The sequence below is a fragment of the Methylomonas sp. PHL2-19 genome (assembly GCF_059331595.1).
Genome location: NZ_CP196839.1, coordinates 607,112 through 622,168, shown reverse-complemented (window position 1 = coordinate 622,168; position 15,057 = coordinate 607,112). Strand labels below are relative to the sequence as shown.

14 protein-coding genes are annotated in these 15,057 nt (G+C 53.5%); 7 read left to right on the top strand and 7 right to left on the bottom strand.

What is annotated here, in order from left to right; translation table 11 throughout:
- Nucleotides 1-7: 7 nt before the first annotated feature.
- Together wrbA and arsC are read right to left on the bottom strand one after the other, a co-directional pair.
- The gene (gene wrbA / locus ACR02O_RS02855; RefSeq protein ID WP_458138781.1) at nt 8-598 is read right to left on the bottom strand and encodes an NAD(P)H:quinone oxidoreductase; all 591 of its coding nucleotides are present in this window, start codon (nt 596-598) and stop codon (nt 8-10) included.
- The gene (gene arsC, locus ACR02O_RS02850; protein ID WP_458138780.1) at nt 598-945 is read right to left on the bottom strand and encodes an arsenate reductase (glutaredoxin); all 348 of its coding nucleotides are present in this window, start codon (nt 943-945) and stop codon (nt 598-600) included. Before arsC ends, wrbA begins: the two co-directional genes overlap by 1 nt.
- A gap of 72 nt (nt 946-1,017) precedes the next feature.
- Here arsC and hldE point away from each other — a divergent pair, with 72 nt between their 5' ends.
- The 7 genes from hldE (at nt 1,018) to ACR02O_RS02815 (ending at nt 5,702) form a co-directional block, all read left to right on the top strand.
- Nucleotides 1,018-2,448 (top strand): bifunctional D-glycero-beta-D-manno-heptose-7-phosphate kinase/D-glycero-beta-D-manno-heptose 1-phosphate adenylyltransferase HldE, encoded by a 1,431-nt coding sequence (gene hldE, locus ACR02O_RS02845; RefSeq protein ID WP_458138779.1) that lies wholly within the window; start codon nt 1,018-1,020, stop codon nt 2,446-2,448.
- A gap of 71 nt (nt 2,449-2,519) precedes the next feature.
- The gene (locus ACR02O_RS02840) at nt 2,520-2,753 is read left to right on the top strand and encodes a DUF4258 domain-containing protein (protein WP_216614915.1); all 234 of its coding nucleotides are present in this window, start codon (nt 2,520-2,522) and stop codon (nt 2,751-2,753) included.
- Nucleotides 2,754-2,757: 4 nt separating this feature from the next.
- On the top strand, nt 2,758-3,024 hold the full coding sequence (locus ACR02O_RS02835; protein ID WP_171697025.1) for a hypothetical protein: 267 nt from the start codon (nt 2,758-2,760) through the stop codon (nt 3,022-3,024).
- Between the two features lie 42 nt (nt 3,025-3,066).
- A complete protein-coding gene (locus ACR02O_RS02830; protein ID WP_458138777.1) occupies nt 3,067-3,222 on the top strand; it encodes a hypothetical protein in 156 nt (51 codons plus the stop codon).
- Nucleotides 3,223-3,325: 103 nt separating this feature from the next.
- Entirely contained in the window at nt 3,326-4,189 is an 864-nt protein-coding gene (gene ubiA, locus ACR02O_RS02825; RefSeq protein ID WP_458138776.1) for a 4-hydroxybenzoate octaprenyltransferase, read from the top strand.
- A 152-nt stretch (nt 4,190-4,341) separates the two neighbouring features.
- Nucleotides 4,342-4,791 carry a nucleoside deaminase gene (locus ACR02O_RS02820; protein WP_171697028.1) on the top strand — a complete coding sequence of 150 codons (450 nt, stop codon included), beginning with the start codon at nt 4,342-4,344 and terminating at the stop codon, nt 4,789-4,791.
- A 263-nt stretch (nt 4,792-5,054) separates the two neighbouring features.
- Nucleotides 5,055-5,702 carry a glutathione S-transferase family protein gene (locus ACR02O_RS02815; RefSeq protein ID WP_101052874.1) on the top strand — a complete coding sequence of 216 codons (648 nt, stop codon included), beginning with the start codon at nt 5,055-5,057 and terminating at the stop codon, nt 5,700-5,702.
- Nucleotides 5,703-5,942: 240 nt separating this feature from the next.
- Here ACR02O_RS02815 and ACR02O_RS02810 read toward each other — a convergent pair whose 3' ends face one another.
- From ACR02O_RS02810 to ACR02O_RS02790, 5 genes are all read right to left on the bottom strand, one after another.
- Nucleotides 5,943-9,059, bottom strand: coding sequence for an efflux RND transporter permease subunit (locus ACR02O_RS02810; RefSeq protein ID WP_494522755.1), 3,117 nt, complete (start codon nt 9,057-9,059; stop codon nt 5,943-5,945).
- Nucleotides 9,056-10,123, bottom strand: coding sequence for an efflux RND transporter periplasmic adaptor subunit (locus ACR02O_RS02805; RefSeq protein WP_494522754.1), 1,068 nt, complete (start codon nt 10,121-10,123; stop codon nt 9,056-9,058). The genes ACR02O_RS02810 and ACR02O_RS02805 overlap by 4 nt, the downstream gene beginning before the upstream one ends.
- 41 nt (nt 10,124-10,164) lie before the next feature.
- The gene (locus ACR02O_RS02800; RefSeq protein ID WP_494522753.1) at nt 10,165-11,091 is read right to left on the bottom strand and encodes a hypothetical protein; all 927 of its coding nucleotides are present in this window, start codon (nt 11,089-11,091) and stop codon (nt 10,165-10,167) included.
- A gap of 109 nt (nt 11,092-11,200) precedes the next feature.
- Nucleotides 11,201-13,588 carry a tetratricopeptide repeat protein gene (locus ACR02O_RS02795; RefSeq protein ID WP_494522752.1) on the bottom strand — a complete coding sequence of 796 codons (2,388 nt, stop codon included), beginning with the start codon at nt 13,586-13,588 and terminating at the stop codon, nt 11,201-11,203.
- On the bottom strand, nt 13,581-14,936 hold the full coding sequence (locus ACR02O_RS02790; RefSeq protein ID WP_494522751.1) for a P-loop NTPase family protein: 1,356 nt from the start codon (nt 14,934-14,936) through the stop codon (nt 13,581-13,583). Before ACR02O_RS02790 ends, ACR02O_RS02795 begins: the two co-directional genes overlap by 8 nt.
- Nucleotides 14,937-15,057 lie beyond the last annotated feature (121 nt).

The window sequence follows — 15,057 nt, the reverse complement described above, 5'->3', positions numbered from 1 at the left end:
CAACGGATTAGCTGGCTCGCAAGGCCAGTGCCGTTTTTGCTAGACGTTCCCCCAGCACCCAGCACAAGCGTTTTTCGTGCTCGGTGAGTTCAGCATCGGTGTCGGCGACATGGCTGGGTCCGTAAGGCGTGCCGCCGCTGACCGTCTCGCGCAGGGCGATTTCGTTGCAAGGCAGGCTCATCAACAACATACCATGATGCATCAAGGGCAGCATCATCGATAACAGCGTGGTTTCCTGGCCGCCGTGCATGCTGCCGGTGGACGTAAATACGCCGGCCGGTTTGCCGGACAACGCACCGGAAAACCACAACGCGGTGGTGCCATCCAGAAAATGCTTTAACGAGGCGGCCATATTGCCGAAATGCGTAGGGCTACCCAGCGCCAAGCCGTCACAGGTTTCCAGGTCTTGCAAGCTTGCATAAGGTGCGCCGGCATCCGGGATGCTGTCGGCGATTTTCTCGCACACCGCGGATACTTCCGGCACAGTGCGTAACACCGCTTCCGCTCCGGTTACCGATTCCACGCCCCGGCCGATCTGCTGGGCCATGCGCGCGGTACTGCCGTCGCGGCTGTAATACAGGATCAGGATTTTCGCCATCAGAGTATGGCCAATACGTTTTCCGGCGGCCGGCCGATGGCGGCTTTACCGTCTTTCAACACGATGGGCCGTTCGATCAATTTGGGAATTCTGATCATCGCTTCGATCAAGTCCGCATCGCTTAAAGATTTATCGTCCAGGCCGTTGTCTTTGTATTCCGGTTCTTTGGTGCGCATTAAGTCGCGCGGCTTGATGTTGAGCTTGGTCAGAATGTCCTGCAGTTCAGCGGCGGTAGGCGGGGATTTAAGATATTCGACAATGTCCGGCGTGACGCCTTGCGCTTCCAATAGTTTCAAAGTGTCGCGGGATTTGCCGCAACGCGGGTTGTGGTAGATTCTGACGCTCATGGTTTGCACCTTAATCATGACGGGTTGCGGCTATAATAGCACCCTTCGAATCACGGATAAGCCCCCAAAGCCATGCAATTACCCAACTATTCAACCGCCCGCGTGCTGGTGGTCGGCGACCTGATGCTGGACCGTTACTGGCACGGCGCCACTTCACGGATTTCCCCGGAAGCGCCGGTGCCGGTGGTGCACGTCAAACAAGACGAACAACGGGCGGGCGGCGCCGGTAACGTGGCTTTGAATATCGCCGCACTGGGTGCAAAAGTATCGCTGCTGGGTTTTACCGGCGAAGACGAAGCGGCGACGGCGTTGAAAGCTTTGCTGCAACAGGCCAAGGTTTTATGCCTGTTTCAAGCGGTGCCGGGTTATCCGACGATTACTAAATTGCGGGTGATGAGCCGGCACCAGCAGTTGATCCGGCTGGATTTTGAAGACGGTTTTAACAATGTCGATAGCGATGCGTTACTGCATCTATACCATGCCGAATTGATGCAATCGCAAGTCATTGTGCTATCCGATTACGGTAAAGGCACCTTGAGCCAGGTGCAGCAATTCATCCGCTTGGCCAAACAACTGAACAAGCCGGTGCTGGTCGATCCGAAAGGCAGCGATTTTTCGATTTACCGGCAAGCCACGCTGATTACGCCCAACCTCAGCGAATTTGAGGCAGTAGTGGGCCGCTGTGCCGATCAACAGAAAATCGTCGAACGCGGCATGAATTTGCTGAACGAGCTAGAACTTCAAGCCTTGCTGGTCACCCGTGGCGAAAACGGCATGACCCTGCTCAGCAAGAATGAAGAACCCTTACATCTACCAACGCATGCCCGCGAGGTTTTCGATGTCACCGGCGCCGGCGATACGGTGATCTCCGTACTAGCCGCCAGTCTGGCCGCGAAAAAGTCGCTGGCCGAAGCCACGCAACTCGCCAATATCGGTGCCGGCATCGTGGTCGGCAAAATGGGTACCGCCACCGTCAACACCGACGAACTGGCTAACGCCTTACAAGGCCCACGCGCCCATCACAAAGGCGTCTGCAGCCTACCTGACCTGCTGGCTGAGCGCGCCGCCGCCAAACAAAACGGCGAAAAAATCGTCGCCACCAACGGCTGCTTCGACATCCTGCATCCCGGCCACGTCCGCTATCTACAACAGGCCAAAACCCTGGGCGACCGCTTGGTGGTATTGGTCAACAGTGACGCCTCGGTGCAACGGCTGAAAGGCCCGGAGCGCCCGGTCAACAAACTGGATCATCGTATGGAAATGCTGGCCGCACTGGAATGCGTTGATTGGGTGGTGGAATTTGAGCAAGACACCCCGAAAGAAGTCATCGACCAATTACTGCCGGACATTCTGGTCAAAGGCGGCGACTATACGGACATAACCAGCATCGCCGGCCACGAAAGCGTGCTGGCCAACGGCGGCGAAGCGAAGATTTTGTCGTTTATCGAGGGGCATTCGACGACTTCGATTATTCAGACGATTAGAGATAAAACTGGCAACTAGGCCATGTCGTCAATACAATGTATGTATAAGACTGGCGTTCTATGATGTCATGTGGGCAAGAGAAAAATGAATTGCTCAAACAAAGTCGAGGCATCGGCTTTGAGGAGATTATCGCGGCAATCAATGCAGGAAAAATACTCGATGTATTTGAGCATCCCGATCAAATACGCTATCCGCAACAAAAAATTTATGTCGTTGAAGCGCTTGATTATGTGTATTTGGTGCCATTTTTGCGGAACGAAGACGGCATCTTTCTTAAAACCATCATTCCAAGTCGCAAAGCCAAAAAACGTTACAAAGGGTAAAGCCATGTTCGATGATGAAGAGATGTCGATATTAAACGCATTGGAAAATGACCAACTGGTACGTAGCATCAATGCCGATGAAGAAATTGCTTTGGCAAAACAGGCCGCTAAAGAATATCTATCAAAATCAAAAAACGTCACTATTCGCCTTAGTTTGGGCGATGTGACATTAATTAAAAACCGGGCTCAAGATGTTGGTATCCCGTATCAAACGCTAATTTCTTCGCTGGTACATCAATATGCGACGGGCAAAATACGATTGGAAACTTAAGAAGTGTCGCGACATCAATAAATCATGTGCTGAAGACAACTCATGAAAACTGACGCCGAAATCATCCATAGCGGATTCGAATCGATTTTTTCAACCTTGGGCATGGTTGATGCCGAGAGGTTTATCATGCTGATTAAGCGTGACAAATTCGATTACACACAGTGGCAAAAGCAGCTCTGGCCGAATATGAGTCTGTAGAATCTTTATCTGCCCTAGCTCAGCCGGATTGGGAACAATCTTCCTGAATTTGCCGCGAACTTAAATAACAGACAATCGCTCTCCCAAAAGAATTGCTTTTCGAATGATTAACCTAAAAGACCGCCTCCACCAATACTGGCTACTGGCCCGCTTTGATAAACCCATCGGCATTTTCATTTTGCTGTGGCCGACATTATGGGCCTTGTGGATTGCCGGTGACGGTAGACCGGACAATTTGGTGCTGACCGTGTTCATTGCGGGCGTGGTGCTGATGCGCGCTGCGGGTTGCGTGATTAACGATTACGCCGACAAGGATTTCGATCCGCATGTTGATCGCTGCAAACTAAGGCCTATCGCGGCCGGCAAAGTCAGCCCTAAGGAAGCGTTGATTGTATTTGCGGTGCTGTGTCTCACTGCCTTTGGTTTGGTGTTGCTGCTGAATGGGTACACCATCGGTTTGTCCTTCATCGGCGCGTTTCTGGCGGCCAGTTATCCGTTCATGAAGCGCTTTACCCATTTGCCGCAGGCTTATCTGGGCGCGGCGTTTGGGTTTGCTGTGCCGATGGCGTTTGCCGCGCAAACCAACGAAATCCCCTTGGTAGGCTGGATTCTGTATCTAGCGGTGCTGCTGTGGGCGCTGGTCTACGACACGATGTATGCGATGGTGGACATCGACGATGATTTGAAAATCGGCGTGAAATCCACGGCCATTTTGTTCGGTAAGCGGGTGCGGGAAATAACCGGCGGACTGCAAATCGTCATCCTAGTGTTGTTGATGACAGTCGGCCTGATGAAGCAATTGAGTTGGCCATATTACGCCGGTTTAACCGTGGCAGCCGGTCTGTCAATTTATCAGCAAACGCTGATTTTTCATTTCGACAAACCCAAGTGTTTCAAGGCTTTTTTGAATAACAACTGGTTCGGTCTGGCGGTATTTGTGGGGATTGTGTTGGCTTATTGGCAATAGCGAATCGAGGCGCTTAGGGTTGGAAAATCTCCCCAGCCCCGTTTTTTAAAGAGGTTTTTGGAGCCCCTAAAACTCAACTTAAGCCCATACTCATCTACCCGGCCTTTGTAGAACGAATTTTCAACCTTACCCAATTGATTTTAGGATTTGCGATGAACTATCAGGAGATGCTAGCCGTGGCGTTTGCCGAAGCAAAAGCCGGTTTTGACGAAGGCGGCGTGCCGGTCGGCGCGGCCTTGTTCGATGCTGATGGCAGCTTGCTGGGCCGGGGCCGCAACCGCCGCGTGCAAGATAACGATCCGTCTGTGCACGGCGAAACCGATGCCTTCCGCAATGCCGGCCGGCAGACCAGTTACCGCGACAAAATTTTGGTCACCACCTTGGCACCGTGCTGGTATTGCTCGGGATTGATTCGGCAATTCAATATCGGCACGGTGGTTGTCGGCGAATCGAGCAACTTTTCCGGGCATCTGGACTGGCTAAAAGAAGCCGGCGTCAAGATTGTGGAATTGAACGACCCCGTCTGCATCGAGTTAATGAGCCGTTTTATTGCTCAATCGCCAAAGATTTGGTTTGAAGACATCGGTGAGGACTGTTGTTAAACCAAGATTTGCCGCTGATTCTATCCGTTGAATAGCACAGCCGTAGAACCCAACTAAAAATCCATTACAAAATGGCATTGCTCTATACGGTTAATTATTATAAAACGGCGAGAATGATTCGCTGATACCTAAAGGCGTTCTTCGCTGTCAAACCTTCGAGAGTGGAACAGGGCTTCTCATTTCCCTGGGTTCACACATTCTCTGGGACGACGAATCCGATTTAATAAATTCTCGATCCATAATCTGCAAAGGAGTTTTCGTTTATGAGTCTGTCCTTAGTCATCGGTAACAAAAATTACTCATCTTGGTCGTTACGGCCTTGGTTGTTTTTGAAATATCACGACATCGACTTCACGGAAATCCGCATCCCGCTGTATCGAGAGGATTCGAAAGACAAGCTGCTGCAATACTCGCCGACCGGTAAAGTACCGGTTTTGCTGGATGGTGAGCTTAAGGTTTGGGATTCGCTGGCAATATTGGAATATCTGGCGGAACGCTTTCCGCAAACCCAAGGCTGGCCGGAGGATTTTGCCGAACGCGCTGCGGCCCGCTCCTTAGCTGCCGAAATGCATTCCGGATTTACGGCGCTGCGTACCTATTGCGGGATGAATTGCAAGCGGACTCCCTCAGCCAAACCCTTGCCGGAAGCGGTGCATCCGGACATCGAACGTATCGGTGAAATTTGGCAACACTACCGGCAACTGCACCGCCACGACGGTCCGTGGTTATTTGGGCGTTTTACGATAGTCGATGCGATGTTCGCCCCCGTCGCCTTGCGATTTCACAGCTATCAACTGGCAACCAATAAAGAGGCGCAGGCCTATGTGGACTCAGTGCTGGCTTGCCCGGCTGTAAGCGCCTGGATGGAAGCCGGCAAGTTGGAAAGCGAGGTAATCACCGCGTTTGAATAAGCGGTTTACAACGTTGCTTATCACCAAAATAAAATGGTCGCTGCTTTACTGAAATGATCGATATTTTCAAAACTGAGTTTTGCCGATGTGCCAGTGCAGATGTAAAAGGCAACTGGAAAGATCAACTCAGTGACCAGCCATTAATCGGTCGTTCCCGTAATGCTTTTCTCCAGTTCATACCGGGGCATTCGAAACCTGAATTTCACCCACCCGAAAACACCGGTTTCTAAACCTTAAAAATTAAACCGCGATTCTGAACCAAGCTGCATATAAAGCCGGCAAAAACAGTAGTGTCAACGCAGTCGCGACGGTCAAACCTCCCATAATCGCCACCGCCATCGGGCCGAAAAAGGCGCTGTGGGTGAGGGGAATCATGGCCAATATTGCCGCCGCCGCCGTTAATACGATGGGGCGAAACCGGCGCACCGTCGAATCGACAATCGCATCAAAATCCGAACGCCCGGCCTGCTTATCCTGATCGATTTGATCGACCAGGATTACGGAGTTGCGCATGATCATGCCGGAAAGTGCGATGGTACCCAACATCGCCACAAAACCGAACGGTTGTTGAAAAATCAACAAAAACAAGGTCACGCCGATTAGTCCGAGCGGCGCTGTTAATAACACCAAGGCCATCCGCGAAAAGCTTTGCAACTGGATCATCAGCACAGTCAAGACCGTCAGAAAGAACAAAGGCATACCGGCCGCGACCGAATCGCCGCCTTTGGCCGACTCTTCCACCGCGCCGCCGGTCTCCAGGCGGTAGCCGGGCGGTAATTGCCGCTTTATGTCGACCAGTTGTTCTTCTATTTGAGCCGAAACCATCGGCGCCTGCATATTGCCATACAAATTCGCGCGCACCGTGACGGTAGGAATGCGATTACGCCGCCAAATCAAACCTTCCTCAAAACCGTATTCCAGTTCCGCGACTTGCGACAGGGGCACACTGCGTCCGCCGGGGATCGGTATCATCAAATTTTGCAGACGCGATAAATGCTTACGTTCGATTTCGGCGCCTCGCACCAATAAGTCGATGCGCTCGATGCCTTCACGAAATTCGGTCACATACAAGCCTTGTAGCGCACCGTTGACAATATTGGCAATATCACTGGAGCTAATCCCCAGCAGTCTGGCTTTCGATTGGTCAACATTCACGCGCACGACTTTCACCGGTTCTTCCCAATCCAACTGCACGTTGGACGGATAAGGGTTGGCGCGCATCACATCCGCCACCTGGCGAGCAATCGTGCGTAGCGTTGATAAATCCGGCCCGGAGACTCTGAATTGCACGGGAAAACCTACCGGCGGGCCGTTCTCCAAACGTAATACGCTGCCGCGCATATCCGGAAAATCCTGTTCAAACAAATGGATGAGTTTATCGCGCAGTTGTTCTCGTTCCGCTGGACCATTGGTCAACACCACAAACTGCGCAAAGCTGCGTTGCGGTAATTGCTGATCCAAAGGTAAATAAAAACGCGGACTGCCGTTGCCGACATAAGCCACGTAATTATCAATGCCGCTTTGCTCATCCAACCAGGCCTCCATTTTTTTCACATCGGCTTCGGTGGCGGCATACGACACACCCTCAGCCAAACGCAAATCGACGATTAACTCCGGCCGAGTGGAATCCGGAAAAAACTGTTGCTGGACAAACTTAAAACCGAAGATCGCGGTAATAAACATGGCAATGGTTAAAACAATCACCAGCCAACGGTGGATAACGCAAGCAGCCACCAGTTTTCGGAAGCGCAGATAAAACGGCGTTTGATAAAGCTCGTGGGCGTGGTTCTTGGGCTGTTCGGCATGTGGTTTGTTCCGCAATTTGGCCCAAATCCGCGCCCAGCTCGACGCTTGCTCTTGTCCCTTGCTCAAGTCAGGCAATAAGCGATGGCCCAAATACGGTACAAAAACTACCGCCGCGAACCAGGAGACCAACAAGGCGATAACCACCACTTGAAAAATCGAGCGGGTGTATTCGCCGGTAGAAGACGCCGCCGTGGCAATCGGCAAAAAGCCGGCAGCGGTTACCAATGTGCCGCTCAGCATCGGCATCGCGGTGGATGTATAGGCAAATGCGGCAGCACGGGTTCTATCCCAACCCTGTTCCATCTTAGACGCCATCATTTCCACGGCGATAATCGCATCGTCCACCAACAAGCCCAAAGCCAAAATCAACGCACCCAGAGAAATTTTGTGCAAGCCAACGCCAAACAGATGCATCAGCCAGAAGGTGACCGCCAACACCACCGGAATCGTGATAGCCACCACGATGCCGGTGCGTAAACCCAAAGACAGCAGGCTAACGCCCAGCACTATGACGACCGCTTCGGTCAGCGATTTGGCAAACTCGTTAACCGAGCGCTGCACCGCTTTCGGCTGCGAAGACACCGTATGCAATTCCAAACCCACCGGCAATTGGGCTTGGGTAGTGTTTACGGCCTGGTCCAAATCGCGGCCCAGCTTGATGATATCGCCGCCGGCGCGCATCGCCACGCCGATCAACAGCGCGTCATGACCTTGATAACGCACCCGGTCCTTGGGGGGATCTTCAAAGCCGCGGCTGACTTTGGCGACATCGCCCAACCGAAATTCGTTGTTATTGGCGCGAAAACGTACATCCCGCAGCTCTTCCAATCTATCGTAACGACCGGTTACCGCAATCCGAATATGCTCGTTTTCAGAATCGAAACTACCGCTGCCCGTCACCAGATTTTGCGCTTGCAAGGTGCGGAGCAAGGTGGCAACGTCGATGCCGATGGTCGCTAATTTGGCATTGGACAATTCGACGTAAATGCGTTGTTTCTGCTCGCCGAAAAAGTCAACCTTGGCAACATCGTTCACTCTGAGCAGTTCGGCGCGTAACGTTTCCGCGTGACGCTTCAGTTCCGCATAGTCGTAGCCGTCGCCGGTCAAGGCATACAAGTTTCCGTATACATCCCCAAACTCGTCGTTGAATGTCGGCCCTTCAACACCAGCCGGCAGGGTGTAAGCAATATCGCCGATTTTTTTACGAACTTGATAAAAAATGTCCGGGACTTGCGCCGCGGGTGTGGAGTCCTTGGCCGACAGAAAAATTAAGGATTCGCCCGGTCTGGAATAGCTGCGTAAATTATCCAGCCAGGGTACTTCCTGGAGCTTTTTCTCCAGTTTATCGGTGACTTGTTGTTCCACTTCCTGCGCGCTGGCACCGGGCCAACCGGTATGGATAACCATCACTTTGAAAGTGAACGGCGGATCTTCAGACTGGCCCAGCCTGGTATAAGAAAGCATGCCCACCAAGGTCAGCATCAACACGGCATATAACACCAATGCCGGGTGCCGCAAAGCCCACTCGGAGAGATTGAAGCCCGATTTCATGGTTGGCTCCGCAGCGGCGTTGCCCTAACTTTCTGGCCGGGTATCAAAGTTTGCACCCCCGCCACTACTACTTGTTCGCCTTTTTGGATACCGCCGGCAATCAACACGCCATCTTCGCGAAACGCGCCGGCCTGAACGGTTCTAGGCTGAACTTCACCGTTCGCCGGATTCACCACCCAGACGACGGATTGACCGTCACGCTGAGTAAGCGCTGTGGTGGGTAATAAAAAATCCTTGGTGTCCTGATGATAAAAGCGAACGCCGGCCGTCATGCCCAAACGCACCGAATCGTCGGCATCCAGCAAAACCACACGTACTTGAAAAGTACGTGTGAGATTATCAGCAGCCGGTGCCACTTCCCGAACCTTACCTTTGTATACAGTGGTGGGGTTGGCCCACAATCTGATTTCCGCCGGCACATCGACAGCGATGCCCAGCATGCGCGACTCGGGAACGGCTATTTCGACTTCTTTATTTTCCGGCACGGCAATACGAACAATAGGCTCGCCGGCGGCAACCACTTGGCCCGGTTCGGCCTGAATGCGGGTAACCACGCCATCCCGCTCCGCCAGTAACTGCGTGTAGCGCGACTGATTGCCGGTTACCGCCGCTTGCGCGCGGGTTTGCTTTACCCTGGCCGCCGCCGCCTTGAATTGCGCTTCCTGAATATCCAAAGCCTGGTTGGAAATGAATTTGCTGGCGTGTAATTGGCGTTGTCTGTCCAGCTCTGCTTGAGCCAAAGCCAAATCGGCTTCCGCCGCCCGGACTTCCGCCTGCGCCGCTTGGGTAGATAAACCGGTATCCATACTATCCAGTTTGGCCAACAGCTGACCTTTCGTCACCACTGCGCCTGTATCGACATTGCGTTCGATAATTTTGCCGTTGATGCGAAAACCTTGAGCACTTTCGTAGCGGGAGCGAATTTCGCCTATCAATATAATAGGGGCGGCTGCAGTTTGTTCGCCTACTGTCACCACTAAAGCCGGTCTGGGCGCTGATGCCGTGGGCGCTGGTTTTTCGCAAGCGGCCAGCAATAGCGGCAACGTAAACAACAAATATTTCATTTTATCCCCTAAAAAATGGCACTAGCTGCATCCAGAGTTATTTATGCCATGGCCTTGCGGATTAACTCCAGCGGCACCAGCGAAATCAATGCTCTAAACAACAAGGCGTTGTGATTGTTGACTAGGCCGTAACATTCGTAATCCAAGGGTGTGGCGTTCAAATCGCCGAAATCGTGCGCGGCACAATCTGCCGCGGGTTTGATTAAAATATGCACCGCGTCGTTACTTTTAAGCTGCAACAAACAGCGCCTGTCGATAGAAATTTTGTGCGAAGTATAGACCATGGGATTGCGCTCGAAATCGTGCAGCCATTTCAAAGCTTTTTCCAGTAAGGCACTGGAGAGCAGTGCGCACGGAAACATCTCCGGGAAAATCACCTTATCCTGTAGCTCGTCGAAATACTGGGTTTGATCACGCAGCGATGCACACAAAAAATTCTTGGCATTGCTGGTCATCATGAACTTGCGTTTGAGAAAAAAACCATTGCTCAAAAAACAACGGTCAGGCTGGATTTTTAATTCGCCGACCCGAGACAAATCCGGCTGATCTAAAAACAGCGGTTCGGCGGTTTCTTTTTTATAGCCGGTCAAGGCCAGTTTGCCGTCGGCTTTGACGATAATCCGGTTGCTCAAGCTTGGCGACGGCTCGTTCTTAAATACCGAGTCTTTAATATCTACTTCAATCGCCTGGTTCGGCTTAATGGCATTGGCAAAGGCAAACTGGTAATTGCTGAAGTTCAAGCCATGTTCGGCCAGCAATTTTTCTTCGTTGTGTTGTCGACGATAGTCGGTAATTTTGCCTTCTATCAAGGACTCCAGCTGAAACCCCAAGGTAATCGGGCCATTAAACGGATTGCCGTTAATGTTCTGCCATTTCCGGCTATCGTGAAACAAATTGAAATCGTCAGTGGAATTGCGGGCGATGTCGATATGCAGCTGACTGAAAACGTCCGGATTGTTTTGATTCATTTGGGCGGCCTCCGCTGGGCTTTGGATATAAGGCGTTGCAACTCGCCGCATGCTACCACCTATCATCAGCATCACAAACTTGGCAAAGGCGGCATACTGCGATTGCAGCTTAGTCTAGCTGATCGTCGCTATCCAGGGCTTGCAGGCGGGCGCTTACCCATACCAGATCATTAGCGTATTGCGGAACATTGGGAAAAGCTTCAGCCAATTTCGCCGCTAACTCCATACTTTCCGTAAAACAGCCTCTTGCCTGGGACAACCGTCCGACAGCTTGCTCCACCCTGCCGACATTGTTTAGCGAAATACTCAAATCGCGCAGCGCTTGCGGACTGTCGCCCAGCGCCTCCCGCAGTTGCCGGCGCAAGCCCAGGCTTTCAGCATAGGCCGCCCGCGCCGCCTCCAGGCGGCCCAGGGCGTTATCCACATCGCCGATCTTGTTCAGCGACACACTCAAATCGCGTAGCGCTTGCGGACTGTCGCCCAGCGCCTCCCGCAATTGCCGGCTTAAAGCTAGGCTGTCGGCATAGGCCGCCCGCGCTTCTTCCAGACGGCCCAGGGCTTCATCCACCTCGCCGATCTTGACCAACGACACAAACAAATCGCGCAGCGTTTGCGGACTGTCGCCCAGCGCCTCCCGCAGTTGCCGGCATAAGCCCAGACCTTCGGTATAGGCCGCCCGCGCCTCTTCGAGGCGGCCCAGGGCTTCATCCACTTCGCCGATCTTGGTCAGCGACACAAACAAGTCGCGCAGCGCTTGCGGACTGTCGCCCAGCGCCTCTCGCAGTTGCCGGCATAAGCCCAGACTTTCGGTATAGGCCGCCCGCGCCTCTTCCAGGCGGCCCAGGGCTTCATCCACTTCGCCGATCTTGGTCAGCGACACAAACAAGTCGCGCAGCGCTTGCGGACTGTCGCCCAGCGCCTCTCGCAGTTGCCGGCATAAGCCCAGACTTTCGGTATAGGCCGCCCGCGCCTCTTCCACGCGGCCCAGGGCTTCATCCACATCGCCGATGTTGCTCAGCGTAATACTCAAGTCGCGCAGCGCTTGCGGACTGTCGCCCAGCGCCTCCCGCAGTTGCCGGCTCAAGCCCAAGCTTTCGGCATAGGCCGCCCGCGCCTCCTCCAGGCGGCCCAGGGCCTTATCCACATCGCCGATCTTGTCCAGCGAAATACTCAAATCGCGCAGCGCTTGCGGACTGTCGCCCAGCGCCTCCCGCAGTTGCCGGCGCAAGCCCAAGCTTTCGGCATAGGCCGTTCGCGCCTCTTCCATCCGGCCCAGGGCATTATCCACATCGCCGACGTTGACCAACGACACACTCAAATCGCGCAGCGTTTGCGGACTGTCGCCCAGCGCCTCCCGCAGTTGCCGGCGCAAGCCCAAGCTTTCGGCATAGGCCGCTCGCGCCTCTTCCATCCGGCCCAGGGCTTCATCCACATTGCCGATGTTGTTCAGCGAAATACTCAAGTCGCGCAACGCTTGCGGACTGTCGCCCAGCGCCTCCCGCAGTTGCCGGCACAAACCCACGCTCTCGACATAGGCCGCCCGCGCCTCGTCAAGCCGACCCAGGGCATTATCCACATTGCCGATCTTGTCCAGCGAAATACTCAAATCGCGCAACACTTGCGGACTGTCGCCCAGCGCCTCCCGCAGTTGTCGGCGCAAGCCCAAGCTTTCGGCATAGGCCGCCCGCGCCTGTTCCAGCCGGCCCAAAGCCTGGTCTATATCACCGGCATAATTCAAAATTATGCTGTAATTTCGCATGGCTTCGGGTGCTTCGGGCTTATTAGCCAACTGCCGCAACACCGGCGACATTTGCTCGACAACTTGTCTAGCAGCGACGTAATCCATTCTCTCAATAACCGCGTCTAAAGCGGCAAAAGCCACAACAGCCGACAGCCGTTGTTTGTCGGTAGTGTGTTCCCACAAGCGCCGCCATTCCAGTTCGGCTGCTGACAATTCCCGGCTGGCCGCCAAACTGACCGGAGCCGGTAAATTCTCTGACCGACTAGCCTGTACGATAGGCATAGGTGTCGGCAAATCGGCGGTATAACTGCGGATGCTCCAGAGATCCGGCAGCATGCTGGGCACATCGATACGAAACTCGGCGGGCAACAGCAATACCAGAGGGCATGCGACGTCGCGTTCCAGTAAAAAGCGCCGTTCGTTAAGGCGGGCCAGTAACTGCCACACCGCCCGGCGCTGGGTATCATCATCCAGCCTTAGCTCCAACCACAAGGGCGGGCGTTTGTCGCCCAGCGGCCGGGCAGCCAGTATCGCCGCCAAGGTGGCGTCCAGTTCTTCGGGCTGTTGCAAAACAAAGTACCGTAACGGCAGGGTATTGATACTCAGCAAGTCTTGCAGGCGCTGCTTCAAGGCCTGGACCGGTGCGGGATGCCGGCTGAACAACACTGCCAGCGTAAAGCCGCGTGCCCATTCCAGATGCGGACGCAGCTTACGCCAAATGCTGTCCAGCTCGGTTTGATAATCGGCGTCAGTCACCTTTGGAAACAATGTCGCGCAACAGCGGATGGACGTCAAACCAGTCGTCGCCGTTGCGGTAGTTGAGGATGTATTTGCCTTCGGTCAGACGGGCAAAGTCCGGCAGTTTGTCCAGGCTTTCCAATTGCCGGTCGTGCTTTTCCAACACCCGCGCCAACACCTGTTTGTCGTCGCGAGCCAGCGGCATATCGTTACGCAAGGCGCTTTCCGCGCTGGCTAACACCGCATCGGGTAACGGTAAAGATTCCTGATACAGCGCTTCGGTGATGCATAATCCCACCAAACGGAAAAAATCGCGCAAATCGCCACCGGAGTTGGCGGCCAGCCGTAATAGTTGTTGTCTATGAAAAAACTGGCTCCATTCCGGAAAGCGCCGTCCGACAATATCGACCATTGCATTCAGTCCGGTTTCGGAAGGTACCGGTGCTGCGCCATCTTGCGGACGGTTTTCGTAAACATGCACACTGGGCAACATATAAATTTTGCCGCCGGAATATAAAGCCGCCAGACTGCCGGCTAAGGCCGTCAAATACGGCGGAATGGTGCAAACCAAATACAGCGGCGGGAAACGCAATTTATCGGCATGCCCGGAAAAAATAGTCTCCACGCTCTTGAACACTTTGCCGATGTCTTCGCTGTCACCGACCCCACGCAAGCGTTCCACCGAATCCAACAGTAACACCACTTTTTTATCCGGCTGCCCGGCTTTCTGGCGGGCGACAGCGACAACGTTTTCGACGAATTTGCGCGCTTCCTGCACCAATCTGGCGACGTGACCACGTGTGCCTTCCTGGAGCTTTTTCTTGAAGGTGGGGTTTTCCCGCAACGACATTTTCAAACTGGCTTTGAGGTCTCCACCAGCTTCCAAACCAAGTTCCTCGATTTTCACTTCGCTTTGCAGAAAAGTCCAAACCCGTTCGAAAAAGCCAATGTTGGCTGGATCGTGGCCGTAACGTTCTTCGATTTTTTCCGATAAACCACCGAGCATGCTGATCAGAAAATCGGTGATTTCCACAGCCATGGTCAAATTCAGGTATTCGGCCATATCGACATAAAACACTTCGCAGCCCTGCTCGCGCAGCATTTCCGCCAGACGCATCAATTCGGTGGTTTTGCCGGTGCCACGGTTACCGGAAAATAAGTAAGTGCCGCCGCCTTCGTCGAAATCTATGCGATCAGCCAACACCCTAACCAGAGGCCTATCAGGCCCGTGTAAACCTGCCACATAAAGGTCTTCGCTAACGCCGTCCGCAATCAAGGGATGCTTGCCGAATACCACCGGTCGGGTGGCATCCAGTGCATTGAGGCAAGCTTTTATTTTGGGGCGTAATTCTGCCGGGTTGACCATGAGTATCTCTAGCCTGAGTCAGTAAACATTCCGCTTGTGGAAATTTTAGTCATGTTAGCACGCAACAAGGTTTTCTTGAGTCTACCCGGACATAGTGTCCGGGTAGGTGTATTTCAACGGG

Excerpts from the sequence above, each read along its gene's own strand:
- ACR02O_RS02815 (WP_101052874.1), top strand. The coding sequence starts at position 5,055 with ATGAGTCTGTCCTTAGTCATCGGTAACAAAAATTACTCATCTTGGTCG.
- ACR02O_RS02835 (WP_171697025.1), top strand. The coding sequence starts at position 2,758 with ATGTTCGATGATGAAGAGATGTCGATATTAAACGCATTGGAAAATGAC.
- ubiA (WP_458138776.1), top strand. The coding sequence starts at position 3,326 with ATGATTAACCTAAAAGACCGCCTCCACCAATACTGGCTACTGGCCCGC.
- ACR02O_RS02800 (WP_494522753.1), bottom strand. The coding sequence starts at position 11,091 with ATGAATCAAAACAATCCGGACGTTTTCAGTCAGCTGCATATCGACATC.
- ACR02O_RS02790 (WP_494522751.1), bottom strand. The coding sequence starts at position 14,936 with ATGGTCAACCCGGCAGAATTACGCCCCAAAATAAAAGCTTGCCTCAAT.
- wrbA (WP_458138781.1), bottom strand. The coding sequence starts at position 598 with ATGGCGAAAATCCTGATCCTGTATTACAGCCGCGACGGCAGTACCGCG.
- ACR02O_RS02830 (WP_458138777.1), top strand. The coding sequence starts at position 3,067 with ATGAAAACTGACGCCGAAATCATCCATAGCGGATTCGAATCGATTTTT.
- ACR02O_RS02820 (WP_171697028.1), top strand. The coding sequence starts at position 4,342 with ATGAACTATCAGGAGATGCTAGCCGTGGCGTTTGCCGAAGCAAAAGCC.
- ACR02O_RS02810 (WP_494522755.1), bottom strand. The coding sequence starts at position 9,059 with ATGAAATCGGGCTTCAATCTCTCCGAGTGGGCTTTGCGGCACCCGGCA.
- ACR02O_RS02805 (WP_494522754.1), bottom strand. The coding sequence starts at position 10,123 with ATGAAATATTTGTTGTTTACGTTGCCGCTATTGCTGGCCGCTTGCGAA.
- hldE (WP_458138779.1), top strand. The coding sequence starts at position 1,018 with ATGCAATTACCCAACTATTCAACCGCCCGCGTGCTGGTGGTCGGCGAC.
- arsC (WP_458138780.1), bottom strand. The coding sequence starts at position 945 with ATGAGCGTCAGAATCTACCACAACCCGCGTTGCGGCAAATCCCGCGAC.